1 protein-coding gene is annotated in these 452 nt (G+C 47.1%); it reads left to right on the forward strand.

What is annotated here, in order from left to right; genetic code table 11:
- A partial coding sequence (locus C1J00_RS48725; protein ID WP_146046444.1) for an amidohydrolase family protein occupies positions 1-378 on the forward strand: 378 nt, incomplete at its 5' end.
- Between the last annotated feature and the right edge of the window lie 74 nt (positions 379-452).

A 452-nucleotide genomic window follows, 5' to 3' on the forward strand; every position in this document is an offset into this window, starting at 1 on the left:
ATGCAAGCATGGGGCGGAATTGCCGGACTGCAAAACTGCATGGACGTCATGTTTGATGAAGCGGTGCAAAAACGCGGTATGTCGTTGCCGATGTTTGGCAAATTAATGGCGACCAACGCCGCCGATATTTTTGGTCTGAAACATAAAGGACGTATTGCCCCCGGCAAAGATGCTGACCTGGTCTTTATTCAGCCTGACAGCAGCTATGTTCTGAAAAATGAAGAGCTGGAATATCGCCATAAAGTCAGTCCGTATGTTGGCCGTACTATTGGCGCGCGTATTACCAAAACGATTTTGCGCGGCGATGTTATTTATGACATCGAGCATGGCTTCCCTGTGCCGCCAAAAGGTCAGTTTATCCTTAAACATCAGCAGTAATCCGGTGTGATTTAATGCCCGTCGTCACGACGGGCATTCTCTATTTTAAGGTGTGGATATGTTCCCTGTTATTA

Source organism: Streptomyces cahuitamycinicus, from assembly GCF_002891435.1.
GTDB lineage: Bacteria > Actinomycetota > Actinomycetes > Streptomycetales > Streptomycetaceae > Streptomyces > Streptomyces cahuitamycinicus.